The sequence below is a fragment of the Sporocytophaga myxococcoides DSM 11118 genome, assembly GCF_000426725.1.
Taxonomy (GTDB): Bacteria; Bacteroidota; Bacteroidia; order Cytophagales; family Cytophagaceae; genus Sporocytophaga; species Sporocytophaga myxococcoides.
On sequence record NZ_AUFX01000005.1, the window covers coordinates 553,772 to 575,440 of the forward strand.

General features: G+C 36.6%; 16 protein-coding genes. 6 read left to right on the top strand and 10 right to left on the bottom strand.

Going from position 1 to position 21,669, the window contains the following annotated elements; translation table 11 throughout:
• Positions 1 to 20: 20 nt before the first annotated feature.
• The 3 genes from K350_RS0108355 to K350_RS0108365 all read right to left on the bottom strand — a co-directional run bounded on the left by K350_RS0108355 (position 21) and on the right by K350_RS0108365 (position 7,016).
• Entirely contained in the window at positions 21 to 674 is a 654-nt protein-coding gene (locus K350_RS0108355) for a chloramphenicol acetyltransferase (protein WP_028979522.1), read from the bottom strand.
• Between the two features lie 93 nt (positions 675 to 767).
• Positions 768 to 2,084, bottom strand: a complete 1,317-nt coding sequence (locus K350_RS0108360; RefSeq protein WP_028979523.1) for a glycoside hydrolase 5 family protein — start codon at positions 2,082 to 2,084, stop codon at positions 768 to 770.
• 150 nt (positions 2,085 to 2,234) lie between these two features.
• Complete coding sequence (locus K350_RS0108365; protein WP_028979524.1) at positions 2,235 to 7,016, bottom strand: glycosyl hydrolase family 8; 4,782 nt, start codon at positions 7,014 to 7,016, stop codon at positions 2,235 to 2,237.
• Between the two features lie 411 nt (positions 7,017 to 7,427).
• Here K350_RS0108365 and K350_RS0108370 point away from each other — a divergent pair, with 411 nt between their 5' ends.
• Positions 7,428 to 8,354, top strand: coding sequence for a type 2 periplasmic-binding domain-containing protein (locus K350_RS0108370; RefSeq protein ID WP_028979525.1), 927 nt, complete (start codon positions 7,428 to 7,430; stop codon positions 8,352 to 8,354).
• A 477-nt stretch (positions 8,355 to 8,831) separates the two neighbouring features.
• Here the strand turns inward: K350_RS0108370 and K350_RS0108380 are convergent, their stop codons facing one another.
• Positions 8,832 to 10,091 (bottom strand): sterol desaturase family protein, encoded by a 1,260-nt coding sequence (locus tag K350_RS0108380; protein WP_028979526.1) that lies wholly within the window; start codon positions 10,089 to 10,091, stop codon positions 8,832 to 8,834.
• Between the two features lie 449 nt (positions 10,092 to 10,540).
• On the opposite strand from K350_RS0108380, the gene K350_RS0108390 reads away from it, so the two are divergent.
• Entirely contained in the window at positions 10,541 to 11,020 is a 480-nt protein-coding gene (locus K350_RS0108390) for a Dps family protein (protein WP_028979527.1), read from the top strand.
• A 32-nt stretch (positions 11,021 to 11,052) separates the two neighbouring features.
• On the opposite strand, the gene K350_RS0108395 is transcribed toward K350_RS0108390, so the two are convergent.
• Positions 11,053 to 11,823 (bottom strand): AMP nucleosidase, encoded by a 771-nt coding sequence (locus K350_RS0108395; protein ID WP_028979528.1) that lies wholly within the window; start codon positions 11,821 to 11,823, stop codon positions 11,053 to 11,055.
• Positions 11,824 to 11,853: 30 nt separating this feature from the next.
• Between K350_RS0108395 and K350_RS0108400 the strand changes: the two genes are divergently transcribed.
• Positions 11,854 to 12,303 (top strand): type I restriction enzyme HsdR N-terminal domain-containing protein, encoded by a 450-nt coding sequence (locus K350_RS0108400; RefSeq protein ID WP_028979529.1) that lies wholly within the window; start codon positions 11,854 to 11,856, stop codon positions 12,301 to 12,303.
• Between the two features lie 8 nt (positions 12,304 to 12,311).
• On the opposite strand, the gene K350_RS0108405 is transcribed toward K350_RS0108400, so the two are convergent.
• The 4 genes from K350_RS0108405 to K350_RS31950 form a co-directional block, all read right to left on the bottom strand.
• Positions 12,312 to 14,195 carry an LTA synthase family protein gene (locus K350_RS0108405; RefSeq protein ID WP_028979530.1) on the bottom strand — a complete coding sequence of 628 codons (1,884 nt, stop codon included), beginning with the start codon at positions 14,193 to 14,195 and terminating at the stop codon, positions 12,312 to 12,314.
• A gap of 4 nt (positions 14,196 to 14,199) precedes the next feature.
• Complete coding sequence (locus tag K350_RS30935) at positions 14,200 to 15,081, bottom strand: CPBP family intramembrane glutamic endopeptidase (RefSeq protein ID WP_051312977.1); 882 nt, start codon at positions 15,079 to 15,081, stop codon at positions 14,200 to 14,202.
• Between the two features lie 79 nt (positions 15,082 to 15,160).
• Positions 15,161 to 16,273 (bottom strand): alanine dehydrogenase, encoded by a 1,113-nt coding sequence (gene ald, locus K350_RS0108415; RefSeq protein ID WP_028979531.1) that lies wholly within the window; start codon positions 16,271 to 16,273, stop codon positions 15,161 to 15,163.
• A 104-nt stretch (positions 16,274 to 16,377) separates the two neighbouring features.
• Entirely contained in the window at positions 16,378 to 17,163 is a 786-nt protein-coding gene (locus K350_RS31950) for a DUF1573 domain-containing protein (protein ID WP_028979532.1), read from the bottom strand.
• Positions 17,164 to 17,472: 309 nt separating this feature from the next.
• Here K350_RS31950 and K350_RS0108425 point away from each other — a divergent pair, with 309 nt between their 5' ends.
• Entirely contained in the window at positions 17,473 to 19,878 is a 2,406-nt protein-coding gene (locus tag K350_RS0108425; protein ID WP_028979533.1) for an alpha-ketoacid dehydrogenase subunit alpha/beta, read from the top strand.
• Between the two features lie 4 nt (positions 19,879 to 19,882).
• Here K350_RS0108425 and K350_RS0108430 read toward each other — a convergent pair whose 3' ends face one another.
• Positions 19,883 to 20,395, bottom strand: coding sequence for a hypothetical protein (locus tag K350_RS0108430; protein WP_028979534.1), 513 nt, complete (start codon positions 20,393 to 20,395; stop codon positions 19,883 to 19,885).
• Positions 20,396 to 20,430: 35 nt separating this feature from the next.
• On the opposite strand from K350_RS0108430, the gene K350_RS0108435 reads away from it, so the two are divergent.
• Both K350_RS0108435 and K350_RS32980 read left to right on the top strand, forming a co-directional pair.
• Complete coding sequence (locus K350_RS0108435) at positions 20,431 to 21,417, top strand: acyl-CoA synthetase family protein (protein WP_028979535.1); 987 nt, start codon at positions 20,431 to 20,433, stop codon at positions 21,415 to 21,417.
• A 121-nt stretch (positions 21,418 to 21,538) separates the two neighbouring features.
• Positions 21,539 to 21,664 carry a hypothetical protein gene (locus K350_RS32980; protein ID WP_262506754.1) on the top strand — a complete coding sequence of 42 codons (126 nt, stop codon included), beginning with the start codon at positions 21,539 to 21,541 and terminating at the stop codon, positions 21,662 to 21,664.
• Positions 21,665 to 21,669 lie beyond the last annotated feature (5 nt).

The window sequence follows — 21,669 nt, forward strand, 5'->3', positions numbered from 1 at the left end:
TGCTTCAAATCATCAAAATCTCATGCTAGCGAGCAGTGGGATAACCATTCTGGAGCATCAAGCATTGTCTGCAATTTTTCATAAAACAATCCCATATGATACCCATCCATGATTCCATGGTGTATTTGAAGTCCGACAGGCATTTTATAAACTCCGTTTTCCTCAAAGTATTTACCAAGAGCAATGATTGGTATTGTTCCATTAACAGGATCATAAGGATGTGTCAATGACGTAAAAGAAAACCACGGAACACTCGTGATGTAAAACTGATGATTGTTATCACCATTGGATTCATCCTTATTTGATAATACATTCTCAATATCCTTTAGTATATTCTCATAGAAGATAATAAAATCTTCTGAATGTCTTGTAGAACAAAATGAAAATTCATTATCAGGCAGAAGAACCGTGTAACCAGGATCTATGCTGGAATACTCATAAAGCTTGTTATCTATGATTCTGTGTCTGAACTGAGGTATTTCATTGACCACCTTGCTTAACGCAAAGCAGATGCTAGCAAAAAAGCGGAAATTGTTTTCTTTAACCTTCTTTCTGAACTTAGTGATATCTACATTACTTGAAGTGCTTACGAAAGGAATAAGTTTTTTAGAAAAGATTTCAAACATCCCTCTTCGTTTATAGGTGCTCAGATCAATTTCCTGTCTTGTATTCATCTATTGAGTGAAAATGTATTTGGGCAAAAATAAAAAAAGCAAAGGATTGATTTGATTTTTCATCCTTTGCTTTTTTATAATAAAAGTAAATTTTTAATCCAGTGAATTCATCATATTAGCATATCTTTTAATCACCAATTGGGTTGAAGTATCTGTATCATAAACTGAATACCAACCTTGAAGCTCGTGCGGAGGATCTCCTGTGAATGGATCACCTTTTTTCCAGATAGTACCAGGAACTTTTGGCCTGCCTTCTCCTGACCATGCCCAGAAATTTACACCAGCTATCGGTGAACTTAAAGATGCATAGTTGTATGCTTCCTGGAATACTTTTGCATAGTAATTATCTTTTACTGTAGTAAGTGCTGATGGAGAAAAATTTCCATCATTTCTTGCGAGTCCAAACTCTTCTATTACCAATGGCTTAGCTAATTTCCTCGCCGCATCAACATGAAGCTTTAAATAGTGCTCCATTTTATGGACCGCCGAATCATAAGTTTTATCATTTCTTTTCGGATCATACCATCCCCAGTTTTCAACCCAGACGTGACAGGTTACATAATCAATGTCTGGTCCGTTATTATTCTCTTTGACATCTACCCCTGCATATTCTGGTCCTGACGTATATCCTTCTGTTCCCGCACTGACTAAATGATTCGGATCCCATTGTTTTATGAGGGCAGCAGAGGAGTCTATCCATTTATTATATTTTTTTTGATTGTTCATCCCTCTTGGCTCATTGCACAATTGCCAGGACATAATGGTTGGATCATCTTTGTAGTTAACCTTTGTGATTGAATTTTTTCTCGTCACAATTTTTTTGACGGCATTGTAATACATTTGAACAGCTGCAGAGTCTGAATAAAATTTTGCAGAGAATTTCTGGTATCTATCCCAGTCTCCACCTGGATGTGGGGGAGGGTAGGGGATGCTGTCTACAGACTTACTCCACAACATATATTGGCCCCATCCGCCTGACCATGGCCAGAAATTTCCTAAACATACTACAGCATACATTTTTCTCTTAGCCATTTCTGAAAGCAAAAAGTCAAGACCATTTAACAGATCCTCGTCAAACTCCCCCGGTGCAGTTTGAACTGCCGGAAGCATTCTGTAGGGTTTGTCATTTGGACCTTCACTCAAACCTACAATCCGAAGATTGGTAATTCCTAAATCTTGAAGTCGATCTAATTCCCTGATAAGACGAGCTCTCTGGCCTCCCTTTTCCGAACCAAGATTTATCCCGTACCAGAAGTTGGCTCCCAAAAAATAGTAGGGTTTGCCATTCACGTAAAAGCCTGTGTTGCTTACTTTCACAAATTGATTAGTATGTTCAGGTTGCTTCTTTTCAGTGCTGCATGAGCTAATGAATACAAGGAGAATAATAAGTTGTAAAAAGTATTTTACCATATCAGATTACCTTAGAATGATAGTGTAAGGTTGATTATTAATGCGTTATAAATATAAAGAAATAGTATTAAACCTTAGTTAAAATATTTATAAATAAAAAGGCCCTTAAACGGTTGTTTAAAGGCCCTTGAATATTGAATAGTAAAATAATTATTCTTTTACCAGTTTGTAAACGTACACTGCATTTTCCGAAATCAGTTTTAAAGTATATACTCCTTTAGCCCAGTTACTGCCTATTAATGTAGTTCCTTTAGGTAGATTATCCATTTGACCCAATTCTTGTCCGGTTGAGGAATAAACTGCTAAACGGAAGTTTTCTAATCCGTTAATCTGCAGATTAAATGCATCCAGAGAGGGGTTAGGGTAAATTTTTATCAGCGGCGATTCTTCACTTAACCATCTGATCTGGCTGTATTCATATTGTCCGTTATAGTCAACTTGTTGTAATCTGTAATAAGCAATATTTGAAAACTCCTTATCTATGAATGTATAAGTTGAGGCAGATCCATTAGCTGCCGGAACAAAGCTAATCGAACCGAAATTAATGCCATCAACAGATTTTTCAATATAAAAACCTTTATTGTCAATCTGATTAATAACAGCCCATTTTAGCAATGCTCCCCCATCAACTTTAGAAGCAGTGAAGGAAAGGAAATCTACAGGTAATGTAGATCCGCATTTATCAACTTCCTGCGCTCCAAAATAATTAGTCGGCACTCCCATCAGGTTAGCGAATACTATGTTATTCACAAAGCCATTAGGACATGTGTTTAATTTGACAGAAAAACTGAATGCTACCGAATCTCCGAATAACATTGGTGATTTGCCTGTTTTTAGAATCCATTCTACAGTGTTTTTAACACTGTTATAAACAGGAATGGCCTGATCTGGTGTCAATCCTGCAGAAGTGAAAAGCTTAGTTATAGAAGAAGCTGAGTATGTTACATTAGAAGCCAGTGGATCTGTTAAAGACACTTCAAATGCAGAGTCGAAATGTGTGTACCAATACAAGAGCTTGTGAGATGGATTTCCTGCTCCAGTGGTAGCTTCATTTGAATTGTAGAAACCAACATATCCGGCAGTCATATAAGTAATGTTGTCAAATTCATATGGCAATGCATTAAAATTATTGATCCATATTGATAGTTTATTATCAATAAGTTCAGCCTTGATTGTTAGTGTATCATTAGGCGAAGGATAGGAAATATCTACTTTGGAACCAATAAGTGTACCATTTTGAAATAACTTGATGGCAAGTTGAGAACAGGAGTTGTTAACAAAAGTAAGCAACAATCCTTTCAATGGATTTCCAGAACAAACTGGTGTTCCTCCATTATGTCTGAAGACAAGCGAAAATGGTTGAGCTAGTTCAGGCTTTATTTTTGTAATAAGTGTTCCGTTTTTACCATGGGAGTAGTCATAGGTTGCAAGCTTTGGTGTTCCTCCAGGATTTTTGGTATTTGTAAAATCCATTTTTCCTTCCCCGCAATGTGTTGTCCAGTCTGTAGATGAAGGTAATGTTGGGTTTGCGATAGTTCCTTGTGTTTGCTTAAAAGAAACAGTATAAGGAATGATATCATTTATATCATAACCAGTAGCCGGTGAAGTTTTCTTTATTGTACTTGCAATTGGGTTTAATGGAGGAATTGGCTTACATGTCACCAATACTTTAAATGAAGAGTCAATTGGTGCCTGTGAAGTAGACTGTATCCATGCTTTATTATCAACCAGGATGTCCGCACTGCAATCACTTTTTGCTTTAGCAGCATATTTGATCATTCCTGAAGCTCCCGGTAACATTGAAGGAGTACACCAGGTGACAACTCTGGTCGAAGGGTTGTAGGTAGCTTTAATGCCAAGAGCTTCAGATTCTGTGAAGCCTTGCCACTCAAGATCTGCAGGCAATGTGTCGGTTACACATACATTTTGCATTTCCATGCCTGGAACAGGTCCTCTTCCTAATATTCTTCTCCATACATAACCATCCCACTCTTCAACCAATAAACGATCAAAGTTTTTGTTGTAATTGGGTTCACAGGCATCTACGTGAACATCATTAACTGGGATAGATAAAGCAGGATTATAAGAACTCTGATAATTGAACCATGAAGGTGATATCGGGAAGTACAGGTGTTTATCATTTGTACCAACATCCAAAGTATTATCAAATGACCAGTCATCAGCCATTAAAGGACCAACAGGAACTGTACCGCATGCAGAGCTTCCTCCTTTTGCCTGAAACTGAATAGCCATTCTGAATGGGGCTGCAATTCCTTTATGGACAAATAATACTGCATTAGGTTCTCCGGTTTTAGCGAAGAACATATTTGTATGCTGAGTAGTAGCCATTAAGGTGTCCGGAAAACGCATTATTAGACGTTGATTCCATTTACCGTTAGCATCTTCCCCGAATGTATATTGCTCAGATGTAAACTTAACCTTGTCAGGATCTCCACCTTCAAGGATTGTAACCTTTAAGTCCCAGCCATTGATGTTTTTTACAGGATCATAAATACCTATTCTTGCTGCATCATTTAAGAAATAGGATATTCTGTAATTACCAGGGTTGATATATGGTTCCTGAGCTCCATGAAGTACTCTGAAGTAATGGTTGCCTGCGTTTGGTCCTGAGAGTCCATATGAGTATGTTACTCTTACATCCGGACGTCCACCATTTAACCACCCGTTCTGGGATGAGTTGCTAAAACGAAGTGTATAGTTAATAATATCACCGTTTGCAGCTATATTTCTGTCTGCTACTTTGGCAATTGACAATGACCTTGAGATGATATTTACGCAGTTTTTTTCAAAGGTAGCAGTTTCATTGTTAGGGAATTCATTACTTGTATGAGAGTCACTGTTGCTTGCTGCAATAGTTGCTTGATTGCAGATGATTTTGTTCTCGTAACCGGCTTTAACTCTTACCTTAAACTTTACTTCACCATATGTTGGATAAGTCTTTGGATTAAAGGTTTTCCAATCGTCCCCAGATTCTCCGGTTGAAGTATATCCGGGAATGGTGCCAATATTCCAGGTTATTACTCCTGCACTATTTGTTCCTCCAACGGCTGAAACGAATTCTACTTCAGGAGGAAGAGGGTAGGTGATGACTACATTCTCAGCCTGCAGGATAGAAAAGTTTCTATAGCTGATTGTATATGTAATTTCATCACCAGGAGTGACTGTTACCCCGTTCACAACTCTAGGCCCTGATGCCACAGTTTTGTTGTTCGACAGATAAACTTTAAGATTAGCTTCAGCATCTGGCTTAGCCATTAATGCAGGAGCATAGTAATTGCCTGTTACGGTAAGCAAACCCAATACTCTGAACCATTCGTGGAAATACTTAGGCACACTTTTAATGTACCTGTTATCAGGAACCGGAGAGGTTACCATGTCTGCATCCCACATTAAAGTCAGCTGCCTATACCAGTCAGCGATAAGATCTTTGCTTTCAGCAGTGTTTTGATCTTTGTGATAGGCAACAATGGCTGGTGAAAATGATCCTAGGTTGTAATTAATGTGATTTCCCGGATATGCCGTTATTGCAGCAGTAGGATCCATGCTTATATCACTGGTCATAATAGCCGGACCTACGAATTTCAAATCCGTTGGGTCATTCCCTAGTTTATGACAACCTTTGTTTCTTAGTTTACTAAAATTCCCAAGACGTATTGCATTATCATATTCAAATGTATTTCCACCGGGCTGTGGTTCATGTAATCCAGGATCCCATGTTGTGGTTGGATGGCCATTCCATACATAATTAACTATAGTTCTCCATGGATTTCTGGCATCTTCAGCAAAATTGGCATCACTGAAACTTAAAGTCGGATTAGATCCTGGTGGTATTGGGTTAATTAATCCACCAGTAGGGAGCTTTCCTTGTTTATAAATTTGCCCCATTATCCAATCTGAAGAGGCTTCAGCTCTGCGGAACTGATTAATATTCCAGTTGTGTGCAACGGGATCTTCCTCTTCAAGGAATTCGGCAAATGCTCTGAAATAGGAAGGGGCGATATAATCAAGCCACTTTGATGTGGGATATGTCATCCTTTGATAAATAGTTCTTCCATTGAAAAAATAGCCTTTGGGTGTTTTAGTCTGAACCCAGTCTGTCATTTCGCCCCAGGTATTTCCACTTTTAACATATCCGTCAAATCCGATATCTCCACAGTAATACCCATTGCCGCCATTTGGATCTTGTCTTGGGTTAGGATTTCCATCATTATTGGAAAAGAAAACTGTATCACTGATTGTTTTCAGATAATTAATCAGCAACTTTTTATAAGTTCTTACAGAGCCGCAATCATCTTTTATGCCGAGCGCTGGCCATTGTCTATATGCAACTAGGAGTGCCATTGCGATGTCAAAGTCACCATCGGATGCAGAGTTCTTATCAGTATCTGCATTACCAACCCTCCATGCCTGAGTTCCTTTACCATAAGGATATGTAGGATTCCTGATAGTACCGCATTTAGAAAACAATTCTACCACACTACCTTTATGGTCATGGATGTACATGTATAAACCATCAAATGTGGGTTTATCAGCCATATAGGCAGCAGCAAGCAAAGCATATCCATCTCCTTCAGAACAATCAGGTTCTGGTCCTGTTGATCCCATTCCAGGAGGGTTGAAAATAATGTATTTTGTCCCTTGCACCGTGGTACCTTCGTAAGTCGCACGATTCATCATAATCTGGTAAGCCTCCCTTGTATTTTTTTCCATTTCAATGTCGGTGATCCCATCAGCATTATCGCGGCCAAGAGTTTTTCCACCTTTATAATCCAGAAATTGGGGAAATGGAATTCTGGGATTGTTTGAATTGATATGTACAGTTACCGGATTTGGATTGACAACAACTGCCTGTCCTTTCGATAAAGTCAAATCAAAAAAGATGATTAATAAAATGAGTAAGGGTATTCTCATATTCGGGAAACTGTGTTGTTAAATTTTTTGAAACTCAGAAGTATTGTTGTTCGTAGTATCTGACAATTCATACGCTTCTATCCATTTTCGTAACCAATTTTTATACTTAACCAATCTGTAATTTATGAAAATCAAAATCAGATACTAAAGTTTATTAGAAAAGTACAATATTGTTTTTTTCAGTATACTTTGCTTTGGTAGTACATTTTTTGTTGCTATTAGTAAACTCCAAAAGTCAAGTTCTTCCAATTTTCTTCAGAGCTGGTTAAAGGTTTTTAGGTATTCTTCTCAACTTCAGTTTTATTTTTTATTCGTCTTGTGAAACAATTTTTATATTTGTCTATTAATTCTATAGAGTTTATTTAGAATTTGTTTTTTCCCTTAATAATTCATCTTAAAACATAGAAAGAAATGAATAAAAGACTACTAAATGCCGCTCTTCTGTTACTGGCATCAGCATCTTTGAATGCTCAGAATATCAGCCAGGAAAAATTAGTCATTACAGGAACTAAGTTTACTTATCCACTTCTTGAGAAATGGGCTAAAGAGTATGAAGCACTTCATCCGGAGGTAGATGTAAAAGTGGTTTCTAAGTTACAGGCGAATGAAACTGCTGATTTGAAAATTGTCTCTTACGAAAGAAAAAAGGAGGAAATTCCTCAAAGTGAGAAATCTGTTGTCCTGGGAAAATATGCTATACTTCCAGTTGCCAATATTAATAATCCGGCTTTAAAAAATATTTCAGAAAAGGGGTTAAAGGAAAAGGAGTATAAGGAATTGTTTTTTGAAGATGAGAATGAGCAGTTTGAAGAGAAAAAGAAAAAGCAGAAGTATGAGGTGAATTTATATACCCGTGAAAGCAGATCCTGCGCACCTATTGCCTTTGCAGATCATTTCGGATTTGAGCAGTCTGCTATAAAAGGAAAAGGAATAAGTGGTGATGATAAATATCTTATTCAAGCTGTAAAGAAAGATACAGCGGGAGTAACTTATAATAATCTTGGATTCATTTATGATCTTTCAACAAGAAGAACTGTTGATGGGATTGCTGTACTTCCACTCGATATCAATGACAATGGAAAGCTGGATGCTGATGAAAAAATATTTGACAATCTTGATAAGGTGATTGAAAAACTTGAAAAAGAAGAAATATCTTCAATTCCTGTTGAAAATGTCAATGTAGTTTATGACACAGCAAACGATAATAAAAATATCCGTCTCTTCTTGTCATGGGTATTAGATCAGGGACAAAAATACAACCATGATTATGGCTTCCTGAATTTTGATACTGAAACGTTAAGCAAGCAGAAAGAAATTCTGACCTTAAACAATCAATAATAAATTTGTTTTTCTCTTTTGTGAGAGCCTGCCTTCAAACGAAGCAGGCTTTTGCTTTTTTATAAGCTTAATCATTTTTGTAAAGAGAACTTCAAGCTTCCTATTCATTATTCAAAAAAGAAATCCTAATAGGAGCAAGAGGTTTCATATAGAAAAAATAACTGGATTCTTCTTACTTAATTAATATTTAGAACTAGATGCTTAACTACTTATTATTGACCTTAGGGAAATCATAAAGCTTATTGTAATAACCTAAGCTTTCACTTATAACTTTAATGTAGATTATTACACAGAGAAAAAATGCAAGAGCCGTTTTTTACTTTCTATTTTCCGTTTTTAGCTTTCCAAATCAGAGCTGGATCTTGCTTTCGATTATTACATTGAGGTACACAGAGAAAAATTGTATAGCTTTCTAAAATGTCACTTTCAGCTTGCAGCCTTGTCCCTTTCCGCTTATTAATTAAAACTTATCACTTACTACTTAAAAAGCTTACTACTTAAATTAACTGCTCTGCCATAAAAAAATTTACCATAGATAAATACCAGGAACATTCTCTTAAAGTCAGAGTAGAAAAAGCAAAGCAGGATGATTGCATTTAGCAGCACTGAAATAAGAGCGGGGTCGGGGAAATAGAAGGACAGGATGGCCGAAATGATAATAAATCTCAGGCATTCAAGATGGAAGATCCAGGCTTTTTGTTCCAATATAGCGCCACAATTGATGAGTGTAATTAGAATTAAGGCATTTAATAGCAATATCATTCCGAGTGATATGTTTTGGTATTGAGGGGCGAGCAATGCAAGCAGTATAATGACAGCACTTATTTGTGCCAATATATATTTTTTTTGAATCTCTCTCTTTAGATTATTAGCGACATTTTTTTCTGAAAGAAATTTCTTTTCTAATTGTGGTCGAATCTCTGGAGATAAAGTTTCAGGTTTACCAAGTATAATTTTTATTTTTTGTTTTAATCCCGGAGCATTCTTTATAGAACCAATCAGCTCAAGCAATTGATGGAAATGTTGCCAAAGAAAACTTCTGCTGTTTAATGGGTGTGTGAGTCCATATTGAGGCTCTTCTTTTTCTTCTGCAAAGGTTCCAAAGAGTTTGTCCCAGATTATAAATATATCCGCATAGTTTTTATCAAGATAATGAGCATTGGAGGCATGATGTACTCGATGGTGGGATGGCGTCACAAAAATGTATTCTAGAAAACCAAGTTTACCCACCATTCTTGTATGGGTGAAGAAACTATAAGCTGCATGTATAATAAGAATCATAATTACCATATGTACAGGAAATCCTATTAAGGGCAGTATACACCAGAAGACATTTCTGATCAGAGCCTGGAATACCGTAATCCTTGCAGATACTGTTAGATTAAATTCTTCACTTTGATGATGAACTATGTGAGCTGCCCAAAGAATATTTACCTCATGACTAAACCGGTGATACCAATACCAAATAAAATCAGTTAAAAATAAAATCAATATCCATGAGGGGAGTGTTTCTTTAATGGTAAAGATGGCAAAGTGATTATAAATATATGTGAATATCGAATAGAAGATGCCTGTCAAGGCAAGATTTGAAAGTCGCTCAGCTACACCTATACTCAAATTTGAGATGGTACTGTTAAATGTAAATGCTTCAACATTCTTTTTTTTTGAAAAAAAATACTCTACGGTAATAGCCAATAAAAATACTGGTATAGATATGCTCAGTAATAATTCATTCATAATAAGTATTAGGTTTTATTAAGCAGAAGAGAATGTTTATTCGCTGATAGTCCTTATGATACAGGACTTTTGTTCGTTGATGTATTGTATTGAAGTAGTATTTTCAGGCTTTAATTTCAGTAGGGCCTGTGCAAAAAATATAAAGAGGACATACATAAAAATAAATGCTGCCATCTTATTTTCTGGATTGATATTAGGTTTTTTAAAGTCCATAGTAGAAGGATTAATTCTCTAAGTAATTGCACTTGCCCCCTAGAATAAGTCTATTAAGCCTATAGGTAAAATTAAGTATTGGAGACTTTGTTTCAAATTAACCCTCTTTTTTTCTGGGAAGAGTACAACATAAATTCGTCTAAGAAATAAGTTTTATCTATATCTTTATTGATATTATTGATTTTTTCTATTCAATCCGGCTTTCTATTTTTGAATTATAATAAACACTGAACGAAATGGAAAATGCAAGCTTAATCGGTCTGGATTTAAAAAAGTCTCAGATCCTGTCAGATGAACTTAATATTCTGTTAGCCAACTATCAGCTATTGTATATGAATCTTAGAGGATTTCACTGGAATATAAAAGGTGAAAAGTTTTTCGAATTGCACGCTAAGTTTGAAGAACTCTACAATGATGTGCAAATAAAAATTGATGAGATTGCTGAAAGGATTCTTACTTTGGGTTTTGTGCCTGAGCATACCTTTTCTGATTACCAAAAGAAATCAGAGATAAAAGAAGCTAAGAATATATTTGAAGGTACCGAAGCTGTCTCTCTCATTCTTCAGGCATTTAAGATACTTTTAGTAGAGGAAAGAAAAATCTTAAAACTGGCTTCTGATGCGGAAGACGAGGGTACAAATTCTTTGATGAGTGATTATATCAAGCAGAAAGAAAAACAGGTCTGGATGTTTTCAGCTTACCTGCAGAAGAAATAAAAAGAGGGACTCAAATTTTAAGTCCCTCTTTTTTATTCAAAAATTAGATGTTTGACAGATTCTCCTGATCCGGCAAGCTCTGTGAGAGAGTCCAGACCTATTTCGAGATGTCTTTTTACATATTTTTCAGTTACTGTTTTGTCACTTTTTTCTGTTTTTACCCCTTCAGGATCCATAGGATTATCAGAAACTAATAACAATGCTCCGTGTGGAATTCCATTCATAAAACCCACAACAAATATAGTTGCAGTTTCCATGTCAATACCCATTGTGCGAATGTCTCTGAGGTATTGTTTGAATTTCTCATCATGTTCCCACACCCTTCTGTTAGTTGTGTAAACTGTCCCTGTCCAATAATCCAGTTCATGTTTTTTTATCATACTGGATACAGCTCTTTGTAAGCGAAAGGAAGGAAGGGCAGGAACTTCAGGAGGTGCGTAATCGTCAGAAGTACCTTCTCCACGGATTGCCGCAATTGGAAGTATCAGATCTCCTAATTTTGTTTTTTTCAGACCGCCACATTTTCCGAGAAATAAAACAGCCTTGGGAGGAATTGCCGAAAGCAAGTCCATTACAGTTGCAGCCATGGCACTTCCCATTCCAAAATTAATAATCGTAATATTATTGGCAGTAGCTGTTTGCATAGCCCTGTTTCTTCCCTGAACCTCTACCTTAAATTTTTCCGCGAACAGTTCAACATAGTTGATAAAGTTTGTAAGAAGAATATATTCTCCAAATTCGGAAATGGGTGTACCTGTATATCTTGGTAACCAGTCCTTTACGATTTCATCCTTTGTTTTCATGGCATTAAAAAATTTGATAAATTTGTTTTTATGATTCCCCTCAAACTCCCCGCATTCGATATTAAAATTAAAGACTACGAAAATAAAACATGGATATTTGATATACTAAGAAAAAAGTATGTTGTTTTAACTCCTGAAGAATGGGTAAGGCAACATTTTATAAATCTTCTGATTACTCAATTCAATTATCCTAAATCTCTAATTAAATGTGAGTCGGGACTTAGTTATAACAAGCTACGGAAAAGGTCAGACATTGTTGTTTATAACAGAGATGCTATACCTTTTCTTCTGATTGAATGCAAAGCCCCGGACGTCAAAATCACTGATGCTGTTTTTAAGCAGGCAGCAACCTATAACTTCGTTCTGAAAGCTCCTTACTTTGTCGTTACAAATGGAATCAATACTTTTTGCTGCAGCGTTAACCATGAAACAAAAGAGGTAGGCTATGTTAATGGCTTACCTGCATTTCCTGAAAACTGAAATATACCTTATTGGTTTTGACTACTATACCAATTATTATCTATCAGTCCGTTATTAAAGTACTGCACATAGGCTTTTAACACCGACTCCAGTTTTTTCTGTTCAGGTACTTCCGGGATATGAGTGATGGTACGAGGAGGATCTATTTTAAAACACTGACATTTGTTTTCCTGATTTAAAGATAGATACATATCTTTTTTTATCAGATTATAGGAGCCGTTCGAAAAGGTCAGGGCATAGCCTTCTTCTTTTTTTGAGAATATAGAAGTCCCAAAATAATTGCTTTTAGGATTATCAATATTCAGAAAGTCAAGCACTGTAGGGAGGATGTCTGCATGCTGACAGATTCTCTCATCATCTGGCACTGTAATTTTTTTCGAAGGATGGAATAAAATCATAGGTACATCAAATGCCCCAAGGTCGTTCGAATATTCAGGCTTTGATGACATCTGAGTATGATCGGCTGTAATAATAAACAAGGTATTGGAATACCAAGGTTGTTTTTTAGCAGTTTCAAAAAACTTTCTTAATGAATTGTCTGAATAAGCAACACATTCATGAATCGGAAGATCTCCTTTGGGAAACTTACCTTTATACTGCTCCGGAATAGTATAAGGCGGATGTGAGCTTAGCGTAAAGAGGCCTGTGGCAAAAGGTTGCTTAAAGGTACTGAGTTTATTCGCAAAAAACTGAAGGAATGGTTCATCAAATATTCCCCAGTTTCCGTCAAAATCTTTATCCGGATCGGGATATTCGTTTTTGCCATAGTATTCCTCAAATCCTGCATTGTGAGCAAATACATCAAATCCCATGGTCCCGTTTTTACCTCCGTGGAAAAAACTGGTATGATACCCTTCTTTTTGAAGGATATTTCCGAGCCCCACAACTTCATTTGTCTGATATGCCGAAGTTATGTATGGCTCACTCATTAAAGAAGGTATAGACGCCATTATACTTGGTAGTGCTTCAATGGAAGTTCGACCATTGGCATAAGCATTTTTCATCCATACACCCTGGTGAGCAAGGGAGTCAAGAAATGGAGTAAAGCCTTTATAATTATTTCCAAGTCCTGTATATTCAGATCCGAAGCTTTCACAAATCAGAATTACTACGTTTTCTTTTTCTTTGGTTGAAACGGCTTTCTTTACATTGAACTTTTTAATAAGATTTATTAATTCAGATTGACTTGAAAAGAAGTTAACTCTCTGAACAGGCTGAATATTTGATGTTGCTATCAGGGAAAAAGGAGTATTTAATACAAGGTTTCCTAAAATATTAGGATTTAATGTAAAGGCATGATTTGGTCTCAAAGGTTTTAGCTGCAAACCTCCACGAATGATTAATATATTGGATGCCAGAAAACCGATCAATAAAGGGGCTGCAAAATATAGTTTCAGCCGGATGTTCATTGAACTCTTTGGTTTTGGATACAACCAGGCAATAACTGCAATGAGAATTATTCCTACAAGCAGTACTGGCCAGTAATTCAACGCCAGTTGTGGCCCCTGATCTAAGATGTCTTTTTGTAAACCCGCAAGGTGCTCGAATGTAGACCTTTTTCCCGTAAACCTGAAGAACTCAATGTCTACAAGGTTAACGAAAAGGAGAGGTGTATTAACAACCAGAAATAGAATCTTAAGAAATTTCTGATATTCCGCCTTTGTAATGAATGTTACAGGAATCAGTGACAGCAAGGTGAATGGCAGGTTAACCATAAATATGACAGAAAGGTCAAACCTGATACCTGAAAGGAAGGCCTCAAATACTGAAGTAACAGATGCTTCTCTGAAATATGAGTAGTTATAAACAAAGAAACAAACTCTGCAAAGTGTATAAATGAGGGTTAAGAGTCCCAGTCTTTTTAGAAGTATTTTATATTGAGTTAAATTCATTTTTCTAGAAATGATTTTTTAACAGGTGTTGTATTATTGCGAACAGATCCATCAGATAAGCAATGCCCAGGTGAATCAGTAATCCTCCCCAGATAGATCTGCTATAGTAAGTAATAATTCCTAAAATTGTACCTCCGAAAATAGATCCAACAGCTTCTCCCAAGGGCTTTCCGAAATGAAGGTAGCAATACAAAGCAACCATAATGAATACGGCCCCTTTGTCCAGGTATTTGATCATTGCCAACACCAGGAATCCTCTGAACAAAAATTCTATAGATAAAAATCCCATCCCATAGAATATTTCATGGATCCCAAAGGTTGCCCAATAAGGCCATCCAAGATAATTTTCCGCTAAGCCGGGCTTGTATTCTGGATAATAATTCAGAAAATCCTGCTGAAATGATGCCCAGAGAATAAAAGGAGACATGAATAGGAGAAGCCATAAATAAGGCTTCAAGTTCAGGGAGTTTTTCTGAAATCCGTATAGAGGAATATTTTTCCGATCTACCCAATACCAATAACAAAGGATAGGGATGATGATAATGGAAGAACTTATAAGTTCCGAAATAAAGGAAGAGATGAACTGACTGATTTCAATTGGAATTTCAGTTCTGAGCCAGTCACGGTATAAATAAAAAGATGTTTCACTAAATATTAAAATTAGTATGACAAATAGTATTGTAAACCAATAGGATTGAGAATATAAATGTAGTTTTCTATCATAAAAATAAGCATAGGCCAGAGAAAGAAATAATAATGGTACTGAATAAAAAAGAAACAGATATACATTATATATTTTCTGCCCCGCATATTTTTCCAGAATTGAGTTTTCAAAATCAAGGGTGTAGTTAAAAGTCAGACTGGCTCCCAAAAATAGAACAAGCACCAGGAAAAATTTCAGATTGAATTCTTCCTGGAAAAATGCTTTTTGATATTTTATGATTTGTCTGATGGCCCTGATTCTTTTAATCTAAATATTGCTCGACTTCAGAATAGGGCAAATCAAATGCTTCTGAAATTTTTTTATAAACTATTTGTCCGTTAACCACATTTAGGCCCAGTTTCAATTCTTGATTTTCTCTGCAAGCTTTTTGCCATCCTTTTGATGCAATTTGACATACATATGGAAAGGTTACATTAGTCAAAGCAAGGGTAGAGGTGAATGGAACCGCTCCTGGCATATTTGCAACACAATAGTGAACAATACCATCTACGACATACGTTGGATTTTCATGTGTTGTAGGTTTACAGGTTTCAATACATCCTCCTTGATCTACAGCTACATCTACCAGGACTGTTCCTGGCTTCATAGTTTTTAGCATTTCTCTGGAAATAAGTATGGGCGCTTTGGCGCCTGGTACCAAGATAGCTCCGATTATCAGATCTGCTGTCTTTACTGCTTCATTAACATTGCTTTGGCTGCTGAATAAAGTAGTTACATTGGCTGGCATAATATCATCCAACTGCCTTAGTCTGGTGAGATTGATATCCATTATCGTTACACGGGCACCGAGACCGGCAGCCATCTTGGCTGCATTTGCTCCAACGATACCAGCTCCAAGTATTACAACGTTTGCAGGAGGAACACCAGGTACACCTCCCAGTAGTATTCCTCTTCCTTTGTTATGTTTTTCAAGATAATTTGCCCCCTTCTGAACAGCCATTCTCCCGGCAACTTCTGACATGGGAACTAAAAGTGGCAGTGATCGATCTGATTTTTCTACTGTTTCATAGGAAATACAAACAGCTCCTGATTTGACCATTGCTTCTGTAAGCTGTCGCGATGATGCAAAATGAAAATAGGTAAATATAGTTTGGCCTTTTCTGATCAGTGCATATTCTTTTTCAAGGGGTTCTTTTACTTTAACCACCAGGTCAGCTTCGCGATAGACATCGGAAGCCTCACAAATATGTACTCCTGCATTTTTGTATTCATCATCCGAAAATCCTGAACCCTCACCGGCTTTTGTCTCTACAATCAGTTTATGACCTGTTTTTACGAGGTCCGCACAATGTGCAGGAGTTAGGCCTACACGATTTTCAAGTGTTTTTATTTCTTTTGGAACTCCTATGACCATGGTAAATTCGTTTTTGCAAATATAATTAAGAGTATATAAAACAAAAGCCAACGAAATATCGCTGGCTTTTGTTTTTTCCTTACGGTATAGACCCTTACAGGTTTTTATTTTCCAAAAGGAACAGTATTTTTCTCTTCTTTCAATGGAGTAGGAGCTGAAAGACTTTCAACCACTTCACCTGAAAGGGTTACAGAAACATAAGGATTACTTGGATCGTTTGTGAAAATTGATACAATATCAGAGTTTTTTCCGTCAAAAGTTGGGTTGTAAGTTAGTTCAAGAACGGCAGACTTTCCAGGTGCAATGGTATCAGAAGCAAGCGTATGGCTTATGCAGCTGCATGCTGACTGAAAAGATGATAATGCCAGTGGAGATTTTCCTGTATTTTTAACAGTGAATTTTTGAGCTACTTTTTGTCCACGCTCGATTTTTCCAAAGCTGTGAGTGTTTTTGTCTATGGAAAATTTTGGAGCAGCTTTTAGTTCTTTTGGAGTTAATGCTGGTTTTGGCTCCTCTTTTTTTACAACTATACCTTTGATGTAAACGACTTTGGAACCTTCCGAAGCATTAGAGGTAATAGTAATGCTTTTGTTGAAAACACCTATCCTACCGGTGCTATTGTAGGAAGCTTTAATTGAACCTTTACCCCCAGGAGGAATTGGGTCTTTTGTCCAGGAAGGAGTAGTACATCCGCAAGATGCTCTCACGTCTGTTAATACAATCGGTGCATCTCCTGAGTTATCAAACTGAAATTCATATTCAGCCTGAACGCCTTCTTCCACGATACCAAAATCGTGTTTGTCTTCACTGGTAAATTTAAAAGCACCTTGTGCAAAAGCTCCTAGTGTCAGGAAAGAAAGGAAAGCTACAGAGGCAATTCTTTTTATCATTGGTTTATTCAATTTTAGATTAATCTGAAAAAATATATTTAGACCGTCCAAATATAAGTATTATGTGACAATTTTAATACCGATTTTTTATGTAGGAATATTTTATTTGACACGGAGTTTTTTCTGAATTTGTATTTTATTAGAAAATAATATATTTAATCGCAGTTTAACTATAAGAATAACAGTATGGTATAAATTAAAAAAGGTGTCCGTCGATTTCTTAATTTGATAGGTTAGTCCTTTTTATCTATTTTTGAACTTTAACGTAAGTTATTATATTAATTTAATTAGAAATATACTGTTTTTATAGTGAGCACCCAGGAAACCATAAATGACCTTACTTTAACCAAGGAGGAAATTCTTAATGATTACAGAATACTCTGTGAAAGTCGTCAGGCAAGTATTCTGGGTAGAAAAGAAGTTTTTGCTGGTAAGGCTAAATTTGGAATTTTCGGAACCGGAAAAGAATTGGCACAAATTGCCATGGCTAAATATTTCAGGTTTGGAGATTTCCGCTCAGGATATTATAGAGATCAGACTTTTATGATGGCTATAGATGAACTGAGTCTTGAGCAATATTACGCTCAACTTTATGCTCATACAGACATTGTTGCAGATCCTGCATCGGGAGGTCGACTTATGATTGGGCATTATGCCACCAGAAGTCTTGATAACAATGGCCACTGGAATGATCTCACCAAAATAAAAAATTCAAGTCCGGATATTTCACCTACAGGAGCCCAAATGCCGAGGCTTGTGGGGCTTGCCTATGCTTCAAAATTGTACAGGCTAAATCCGGAACTTAAAGATATAAAAGGATTTTCAAACAATGGGAACGAAGTAGCATTCGGAACCATAGGAAATGCAGCCACAGCTGAAGGTATTTTCTTCGAAGCTATCAATGCCGCCGGAGTGCTGCAAATACCAATGGTAGTTTCCATCTGGGATGATGGCTATGGTATTTCTGTACCTCAGGAATATCAGACCACTAAAGTCGATATCTCTAAAATGTTTGAAGGTTTCAAAAGGACTGAATCAGAAAGAGGTATTGAGATATTTAAGGTAAAAGGCTGGAATTATGAAGAGTTATGCCGTACTTATAGAGATGCTGCTCAGCTTGCGAGGGAGCATCATGTGCCTTCATTGGTTCACGTGGAAGAATTGGCTCAGCCTCTAGGCCATTCTACATCTGGTTCTCACGAAAGATATAAATCAAAAGAAAGACTGGCCTGGGAAGAGGAATTTGATTGCAATAAGAAATTTAAGGAGTGGATTCTTGAAAATTCAGTTGCTACCCTTCAGGAATTAAAAGATATAGAAGATATCGCTTTTGAAAAGGTAAAAAGAGCTCGCCAAAGTGCCTGGAACAGTTTTGTTGATTCCATGAAAGGGGATTTGGATGAAGCCCTTGCTTTAATTTATGAGGCATCTTCTCAAAGCACTCAAAAAGATGCCCTTCTTTCAATAAAAAATTCGCTTGAAAAAACACTGAATCCAATCAGAAGTGATGCGGTTAAAGCAGTAAAAAAAGCTTTAAAAGTACTTAGGTTTGAAGAAATTCCTGCTAGAACCAAATTGATTGCATGGGTTGAAAGGACATCAGAGGAAAATTTTCAAAGATATAGTTCTCACATTTTTAGTCATTCGGACCAGGCAGCGCTTAAAGTAAAAGAAATTAAACCTGAATATAAAGAAGACAGCCCGTTTGTGGATGGAAGAGAAGTTCTTCAGGCGAATTTTGAAGCCCTACTTCTAAAAGATCCCCGCATTTTTGCCTTTGGTGAAGATGTAGGTATGATTGGTGACGTAAATCAGGGTTTTGCAGGTTTACAGGAGAAGTTTGGAACTTTGAGAATTATGGATACAGGTATCCGAGAAACCTCAATTATTGGTCAGGGATTAGGCGCGGCCATGAGAGGATTGAGGCCAATTGCTGAAATTCAGTACCTGGATTATTTGCTATTTGCTATACAAACACTTTCTGATGATCTGGCTACTCTCCATTATAGAACAGTAGGAGGACAAAAAGCCCCAATGATTATCAGAACCAGAGGACACAGGCTTGAAGGTGTATGGCATTCCGGGTCTCCCATTAGCATGATTCTGGGAAGTTTAAGAGGTGTTTATCTGCTTGTCCCCAGAAATATGACGCAAGCAGCAGGTTTTTACAATACAATGTTAAAGTCAGATGATCCGGCTTTAATTATAGAAACGTTGAATGGTTACCGATTGAAGGAAAAAATGCCTTCAAATCTTGCTGAATTCACAGTTCCATTGGGTGTTCCGGAAGTGTTGAAAGAAGGAAGTGATGTTACTATTGTAACCTATGGAGCAATGTGTAAGATTTCTCTGGATGCAGCGGCACAACTGGAAGAAATGGGTATATCCGCAGAGGTGATAGACGTACAAAGCCTGATGCCATTTGATATTCATCACTTTATTGCTAAGTCTGTTAAAAAAACAAATCGGGTGATATTTACAGATGAAGATGTACCGGGAGGAGGAACTGCTTTTATGATGAAGGAGGTACTTGAAACGCAAAAGGCTTATCAATGGCTTGATTCAGCTCCAAGAACCCTGCCTGCCAAAGAACATCGTCCGGCTTATTCAAGTGATGGAGACTATTTCTCCAAACCTAATGCGGAAGAACTGGTGGATCTTGTATATGAGATGATGAATGAAGCAGATCCGGTTAAATATCCTTCATTATATTAATGAATCATTTGCGACTTAGTTGAATAGGGGAGGTTTCGGTCCAGTTGCTGTAATTTCCATCTTCATCCCGGATTTTAATCCTAAACTTGTATGTTCCTGAAGGCAAATCCGGAATTAGGTTAAAGACATTGGTGATGTTAGTTCCCTGGTTCAATACACCATCTATGGGCCCTTTTTTTCCAGTATTATTTAATGGAGGGAAACTGGAATTGAGAAAACTATATTCTGGATTCAGCTCGAAGCTATTAGTTGTTGTATTCAATATGTAGATTTCAGCAATAAAATTATGGGTTGCATTTTGCTCAATATTCCCCAGATTTCCATCGCCATCCTGAAAATTTATAGAAATTGAGAGAGAATCAATATAGGAACTACTGACAGGGTTATAAATATTAATTTTCTGGATCTTATTGAAGCTAATGGCAGGTACCTCTGAGTAATTTGGAGCTCTGTCGCAGGCAAATAACAGGCCCGTAATGAACAGAACAAGTGTGGTATATTTGAAAAGCAATTTCACTTTTTTACTATTTTAGATTCAATTTATTAATAATAATGGACTTCAAAGAAAGTTTTAAAAAAGATTTATTCAATATATCCAATCAAAACTTTAACGATAAGGCCATCCTTTTATTCAAATATCAGGCAAAACATAACCCGATTTATAAACAATATCTTGATCTTCTTGGAAAAGACCCCGACAAAGTCTCTTTAATTGAAGAAATCCCGTTTTTGCCGATTTTGTTTTTTAAGACTCAGGAAATAAAAACAGATATTTTTTCTGAAAAGCAGATTTTCTATAGCAGTGGCACTACCGGTTTGCAAACCAGTCGTCATTATGTAGCTGATCCTGAATTTTATTTGAAAAATTGCGAGGAGATTTTTAGAAAATTTTACGGCAATCTTTCTGATTTTATCGTATTGGCTTTATTACCTTCTTATCAGCAGAATCCGGGATCTTCCCTGATTTATATGGTAAATCATTTTATCAAACAGTCTGGTAATTTACTTTCAGGCTTCGTTACCGAAAATACGCTTTTGGATAACCTTCAGAAATATAAAGAAAGCCCTGCAAGAAAATTATTGATAGGGGTTTCTTATGCTCTCTGGGATTTGGCTGAAAATGAACATCCCGATTTGTCAGATTTTATCGTTATGGAGACAGGCGGCATGAAGGGCAGAAGGGAGGAGCTGGTCCGGGATGAATTACATCAGATTCTGAAAAGTGGTTTGAATATAAAAAATGTTCATTCAGAGTATGGGATGACAGAACTTTTATCTCAAGCTTACTCGGCAGGAAATGGTTTTTTTTTAGGTCCTGATTGGTTCAAAATCCTATTGCGGGATATCAATGATCCATTGACTATAGGATCGGGAAGATCGTCTGGTGGAATTAATATTATTGATTTAGCCAATGTAGATTCTTGTGCATTTATTGAAACTCAGGATCTTGGGAAAATTTCAGATGATAAAAACTTTGAGGTTCTTGGCAGGTTTGATAATTCCGATATTAGAGGATGCAATTTGCTCTACTTGACCTAGTCTTTGAAAAGTTCAAAATTAAATCGAAATGATTTAATTTTATTTGCTGTTTATTTTAATTATTGAAAATGAATAATTAATTTTGTTAAGAATCAGGTACTAATTTAAAATTAAACACTTTATGAAAAAGTATTCACTAGTTGTATTTTCTTTCGTGCTTTTGCTAGCTTCTGCTTGCGCAACACACAGAACTTGCCCGACCTACACTAAAGAAGTTAAAAAATCAGCTTCTGTAGCGAAAATTTAATCTGG

Bases quoted from the DNA above. Each gene is read 5' to 3' on its own strand.
- K350_RS0108355 (WP_028979522.1), bottom strand. From the start codon at position 674: ATGAATACAAGACAGGAAATTGATCTGAGCACCTATAAACGAAGAGGG.
- K350_RS0108390 (WP_028979527.1), top strand. From the start codon at position 10,541: ATGGAAAATGCAAGCTTAATCGGTCTGGATTTAAAAAAGTCTCAGATC.
- K350_RS0108370 (WP_028979525.1), top strand. From the start codon at position 7,428: ATGAATAAAAGACTACTAAATGCCGCTCTTCTGTTACTGGCATCAGCA.
- K350_RS0108400 (WP_028979529.1), top strand. From the start codon at position 11,854: ATGATTCCCCTCAAACTCCCCGCATTCGATATTAAAATTAAAGACTAC.
- K350_RS32980 (WP_262506754.1), top strand. From the start codon at position 21,539: ATGAAAAAGTATTCACTAGTTGTATTTTCTTTCGTGCTTTTGCTAGCT.
- K350_RS31950 (WP_028979532.1), bottom strand. From the start codon at position 17,163: ATGATAAAAAGAATTGCCTCTGTAGCTTTCCTTTCTTTCCTGACACTA.
- K350_RS0108360 (WP_028979523.1), bottom strand. From the start codon at position 2,084: ATGGTAAAATACTTTTTACAACTTATTATTCTCCTTGTATTCATTAGC.
- ald (WP_028979531.1), bottom strand. From the start codon at position 16,273: ATGGTCATAGGAGTTCCAAAAGAAATAAAAACACTTGAAAATCGTGTA.
- K350_RS0108380 (WP_028979526.1), bottom strand. From the start codon at position 10,091: ATGAATGAATTATTACTGAGCATATCTATACCAGTATTTTTATTGGCT.
- K350_RS0108395 (WP_028979528.1), bottom strand. From the start codon at position 11,823: ATGAAAACAAAGGATGAAATCGTAAAGGACTGGTTACCAAGATATACA.
- K350_RS0108405 (WP_028979530.1), bottom strand. From the start codon at position 14,195: ATGAATTTAACTCAATATAAAATACTTCTAAAAAGACTGGGACTCTTA.
- K350_RS0108365 (WP_028979524.1), bottom strand. From the start codon at position 7,016: ATGAGAATACCCTTACTCATTTTATTAATCATCTTTTTTGATTTGACT.
- K350_RS0108435 (WP_028979535.1), top strand. From the start codon at position 20,431: ATGGACTTCAAAGAAAGTTTTAAAAAAGATTTATTCAATATATCCAAT.